The 6,054-nt window shown below is 55.6% G+C and carries 3 protein-coding genes; all 3 read right to left on the reverse strand.

What is annotated here, in order from left to right; all coding sequences use genetic code 11:
* The coding region (locus DW661_RS10210; protein WP_304999783.1) for a GH25 family lysozyme at window positions 1-1,289 on the reverse strand (1,289 nt) is incomplete at its 3' end.
* 144 nt (window positions 1,290-1,433) lie between these two features.
* On the reverse strand, window positions 1,434-4,562 hold the full coding sequence (locus DW661_RS02240; RefSeq protein ID WP_158568402.1) for an NlpC/P60 family protein: 3,129 nt from the start codon (window positions 4,560-4,562) through the stop codon (window positions 1,434-1,436).
* Between the two features lie 30 nt (window positions 4,563-4,592).
* Window positions 4,593-6,054, reverse strand: a 1,462-nt coding sequence (locus tag DW661_RS02245; RefSeq protein ID WP_370448134.1) for a C39 family peptidase, incomplete at its 5' end; no start/stop codon positions are given.

Genomic DNA, 6,054 nt, shown 5'->3' on the forward strand with positions numbered 1-6,054 from the left:
TCGGAGGCCGAGGGGGTGTCCCAGCCCTGCCAGCCGATGCCACTTACATTTGCGCTAATTTGCACAGAGCCATCTTCAACGGGATTCAAGATGTTGACCTTAAGATCCTCCACTGATTTAGACTGCCCCGTTGTACCAGCTGTAGATCCGTCGCGCTTGCTGCTCATCCAGCCAATATTCGAGACATGCGCCTCATACTGAATATGCATCTTGCTGTCGTCTAGGTTCAAAAAAGAACCGTTGAAGCAATAGTTCATGTCACAGCGTCCGTTAACGCCCGGGACATTGCCGCTGCTTGAATACTGCCAGAAACTGTAGCTGCCAGCATAATCGCAACGCCAATTATATTGAGCTACCCAATGGTCATAACCGCTCAGAGACGGACTATCCAAGTAGTTGTTGAGCCAGTTAAGGTTCGCATAGATCCCCGACTTAAAGCCAACGGCCTCCATACGGTTACAAAAAGTCTGCGCAATCTGGGCGAGCTTATCTTTGCTGAAATTTGGATCCTGCAGGATATAGTTATCCTCAAGATCGTAATAAACGGGAAGCGACGGATGATGGCCACCGAGCCAAGCAAGAGTCCTGTCAGCCTCTTTATTGGCATCCTCTACAGAACGGGCGTAGGAGTAGTAATACACACCATAAGGAATACCGAGGCGCTCACATTCAGCAGCATTCCTCTCAAAAGAATCGTCAGGTTTTCCGTAAACAGGTCCAACCTTGAGAATGGCAAAATCAATCCCAGCGGCCTTAACCTTATTCCAGTCGACAGTCCCTTGATGATTGCTGACATCGATACCACGCGCAACGGCACCATTTGGCAAAGCATCGTCAGACAAAGACTGCGCATCGATGTCGTCGCTGCCCGCATTGATGAGGACACCGTTTTCATAACGCCAAGAGTTAGGCTCTAGGGAGTCGGATTCAGAGGAATCTGTCTCGATGGAAACATCGCCCGAAGCCTCACCATCAGAATCATCAGCGCCCGGCTCATCGGCACCAACCCCGGCCTGATCGTCGGAAATAAAGTCTGAATCCTCATCAGGACGAGCAGCATTTGCAGTGTCACCATACCATTCGGTTTGACCTTGGGAATCCGAAGCATCGTCCTGTGTTCCCTGGGAAATTTCATCTTGGAATACGCGCTCATCAGACGCTTGAGATGTCGATTGCAAGATAGCGCCAGATTCAGCTGACAGCGCATATGCACAGTAAGGCTGAGCGACTTGCGACCAAATCATTACTAGCGCGCAAGCCAAAACCGCGTACGCTTTTAGACGTTTCATGTATATCCCCCAAGATAACAGCTGAATACAGCAACACAATCAATTGTTATATTACCGCACTTCATAGAACACATTTTGAGCTTGGAAAAGCAATGCCCCCGACACAAAAAGAGGCGCTCCTATTACGGAGCGCCTCAATAGGCTCTATGCAAAAGGTCTTGCGGCACCGATCACACGACCGGGAGCGTTAACCGAACGTTCGGTAACTCCAATTCCCGGCCACGAATCGATAATTCGACCGTTACCGATATAGATTCCAATATGACCCTGGTAGTAGACCACATCTCCCCTCTGCATGGCAGAGGTGCTAACCGGCATAAATGTGTTGTTGCGATACCAGTTCATAGAGTTATACGTCTGCTCAGGCAGCCAACGATGGTTATAGGGGTTATACCAACCCATATCCATGCCAGTCGCATACAAACATTGCAGCACTAATCCCGAACAATCAACCGCATCCCCCGGCCAAGAAGACCAAGGCTCGATATAACGCGTTCCGATATATTCACGTGCACGCTGGATAAAGGCGTTGATGCAATCCTGTCGCGAAGCGTTATAAGGAATTCGAGAAGGCGTGACATACGTGAAGTAACCGGTGCAATACGAAGGAAGCTGTACGCTATTGCAACTAACCTTTGGATAAGAGCGGGGGGTCTGATATCCCATATATCGATAGGTCTCAAAATACGAATCAGACGTAGAGCCTGGTGCGGAAGCGCCCTTAGGGACAATCTTTACCTGTAAGGCCTGAACAGGAATGCCAAGCTTCGTGGTGCCCGCCGATGATCCATTTTTGGTCCAGCCAAGCCAACCATAATTTGACACATGGACGCGATACCAGACATCAAAGTAATCAGAAACATCGCCAGTCAAGTTAATCTTCACAGCCTGGATTTGCTGTCCTTGGCCAACAGTTCCCGATGTAGCCCCATCTGAAACAGCGGACTGCCAACCGATATTGGATACATGGGCAGAATACGAAATGCCGCCACTCATGGAGCTATCGGAAAGCGACAGTTGCATGGCCTCCATGGCACGGTTCTGTCCAACCGTTCCAGCAACACTGCCATTGCCAACAGGCGCTTGCCAGCCAAGACCGGAGCAATTTGCCTTAGCAGATAGCCCGGGAAGTTGAATCAACGCATCATGGTCTTGAACGGGAGCGTCGGACGAACCCTTGGTAACCAACTTAATTTGAATTGCTTCGGCCTGCTTAGACAGTCCAACGGTGCCAGCCGCAGCTTCATTTTTAGCCCAACCAAGCCAACCATAGTCTGCAGCATGAATACGGTAGTAAATATCGTATTTTGAAGCGTCGTTCCCGGTCAGCCTTAATTTAACCGCCTGAATTGCGAGGCCCTTGCCAACAGTGCCAGCATAGAAAGCACCCGAGACGTATGGCTGCCAGCCGATATTCGCAACATGTGCCGACACTTCAACTGAGGCATCGATGCCTTGCGTCGCAACATACAGCGCTTGCAGGGAACGAGACATACCCGTCTGACCCGCGGTTTCACCGTTACCAACGGGAGCCAGCCAGCCCGCAGAAGCAACGTGCGCCTGAGATACAAGACCGATTCCAGGCGTTTCGATAAATGCATTGGCAGAGGAGCCAGGCGAAGACTGACCTTTATTTACAAGTGCAACATCGATGCCGCACAAACCGGAAGAACCACCAGAAACGCCACATGCCTGACCATTTGATGCCCAGCCAGTCCAGCCATTACCGGAATCGCATACTCGATACCAGATGTCATAATTGGCAGCGAGTTGACCGCTCAACGACATTTTTATCGCTTTTATGGGGGCGCCGGATACAGCCTTGGCAGCGCCACCATCCGATGAAGAAGCGCCCCAGCCTGAATATGCATCCATAACAGCATAGGAAATCGATCCATCATCAGTTTGGCCAGCAACGCTTAAGGCAATAGAGCTGATCAGCTTAGCGCCCTTGTCTCCAATCGTGGCCTTTTTACCAGAAGAGGATCCAAGACTCTCCCCAGAAACGGCCGATCCGGAAACCGTAACAGCATCTTGATCGCCAATGAAGACCTTGGCCGAAGAGCCGGGCGCCGCTCCGCCTTTCTCCACGAGAACCACTTTGACCGCTTCAATAGCCCTGCCCTTACCGGCAGAACCAGCGGCAGCACCATTACAGGCCCAATCGAGCCAGCCTATGCCTGACACATGAGCGCAATACCAAATGTCATATTTATCTGCCGCCTCGCCGGTCAAGCGAATCTGGACGGCCTCGAGGCGCTGAGACTTTCCAGTCGTACCGCAGTGCCCCTTAGACCACTGCTGCCAGCCAACATTCGAGACATGACCACGAAGCTCAATAGAACCCGAGTGGCCATACCAGCCAAGCTGGGCTTCAAGAGCCTCCATGGGAAGGCCCCTACCAGTTGTCCCAGCAACAGATCCGCCATCTACGGGAGACATCCAGCCAATATTCGATGTATGCGAGCGAACGGAAATCGAAGCGGGATCATCGCTACGGTTCTTAAAAGGACAGGTAGCGTCGCCCGGGGCGGGGTCGCCCTTGGGCAGGACCGCGACCTGGACGGCCTGGACGGCGCGGCCGTAGCCCGCCGAGCCGGCGTCGGCGCCGTCGCACGCCCAGCCGAGCCATCCGAACTCGGCGGAGTGGACGCGGTACCAGACGGTGTAGCGGGCCGACAGGTCCGCGGACAGCCTGACCCTCAGGGCCTCGACGGCGCGGGCCTGGCCGGTGGTGCCGGCGGTGCCGCCGTTGCCGACGGCGGCCTGCCAGCCGACGTTGGAGACGTGGGCCTCGACGGACAAGGCGTTTGCAACCTGCTCTTGAGAGGTTGCTCCATCCACTTCGAGTGAGATTCTGAGCGCCTCGAGATTAAGGCCCCTACCCGTCGTTCCGGCAACCTTACCCGAACCAACCGGATCCATCCAGCCGATATTCTGAACATGGGCAGAAACACTTACGTTTTTGACGGTCAGCTGATTGCTTACGGCAGAATCGTCAGCAACGACCTCGCTTCTATCTTCGGATGAACCCTGTTGCGTGTCTTGGGACTCGTTAACAACAGGGGACGCATTCGACTCTTGTCCTTCAGAGTCTGAACCATCATCAATAGCGTTCGAGTCTTCAGAATTCAAATCAGAATTCAAATTAGTTGAGTCAGTAGATCCGTTAACTGAATAATCAGCATATGCAGCAGTCACGGCCCATGATTGACTCATGAGCAACACAGCAGCCATGAGAATAGAAACGGACACATCAAAGAGACGTCTCACGATTCCACCTTCCTTCATCAATAAACGAACCTACTTAAGGACAACCGCCTGTGCCCCTCGTTGCGAGTATAACGAAGCAATGCGCTGGGCGGAGTTAGAGACATAGCCAGCGAGTGAATCAGCAATGTAAACGGTACCCAGGGAACGATTAAAGCCCCTAAGAACGACGGTATGGGAATTGGTGTAGGTTCGATAGACCCTTCCGCCATATGCCTGGGTCGCATAGCAGCTTCCCAAGTTTTGCATACCAATCGTTGACCAGATAATAACGGGATGTCCGGCTTCCAAATAGGAATAAAGATCATAGAAACCAGTGCCTGTGACGTCATACGCCCGCAAACTGCTTCCACGACTAATCAAAAAAGAATTAGCTGTGTTGGTCAGTCCAGGAGCGGATATGCAGTTTCCATTCGAAGCACTATGCGGATTACCCCAAAACGCCGTCACAAAATCCCAGCTGCTCTTAGGCATATACGCATCTGCAATGACGGTTTTACCCAGTCCAAATCCGTAATAGTTGAGCGCATTGGTCAATGCAACGGACTCACAACCAGTCGGAAGCTCAGGATTCTGAATTGTGCAAGGAACGTTGAGGACAACCGAATTCGGATGCAAGGGGCGATCCCTGTACGCGCCCTCCGTGGGGCCCGGCGCCGCATAGCCCTTCGCGAGGATGCGGACCTGGAGCGCCTCGACGCGGTAGCCGATGCCGGTCGTGCCGGCGCGGGCGCCGTCGCTGGCCCAGCCGAGCCAGCCGTAGTCCTGCACGTAGGCGCGGTACCACACGTCGTAGTACTCGGAGAGGCCGCCGGTCAGGCGCATCTTGACGCACTCGACCGCCCTGCCCTGGCCGGTGGTGCCGGCAACGGCGCCGCCCGAGACCTCGCCCTGCCAGCCGACGCCGGAGACGTGGGCGCTGTAGGACAGGCCGCCGGAGACCGGCGAGGAGACCTCGGCCGCGATCGCCTCGACCGCGCGGGACTGCCCGGTGGTGCCGGCGGTGCCGCCGTTGCCGACGGCGGCCTGCCAGCCGACGCCCGAGACGCGGGCCCTGAGGCTGAGCGAGGGGACGGAGAGCTCGGCGGGGGCGCCCGACGAGGGGGCGTCGCCGCCCTTCTCGACGAGGACGACCTGGAGGGCCTCGGCCTGGACGCCGAGGCCCTCGGTGCCCGCGGCCTCACCGTCCTTGGCCCAGCCGAGCCAGCCGTAGCCCGCCGCGTGGACGCGGTACCAGACGTCGTAGGAATCGGAGACGGGGCCGGAGAGGGACACCCTAACGGCCTGGACGGCGCGGCCCTGCCCCACCGTGCCGGCGTAGGAGGGGGCGGAGGCGGCGTCCTGCCAGCCGACGCCGGCCACGTGGGCCGCGACGGAGACGGAGCTCCCCTCGCCCGCCCCCTCGAGGGAGGCGCGCACCGCCTGGAGCGCGAGGCCCCTGCCGGTCGTGCCGATGAGCTGTGTCAAGATTTCGGACAGAATTCGCCGTCCCTTT

The organism is Collinsella sp. AM24-1 (genome assembly GCF_003470325.1).
Taxonomy (GTDB): domain Bacteria; phylum Actinomycetota; class Coriobacteriia; order Coriobacteriales; family Coriobacteriaceae; genus Collinsella.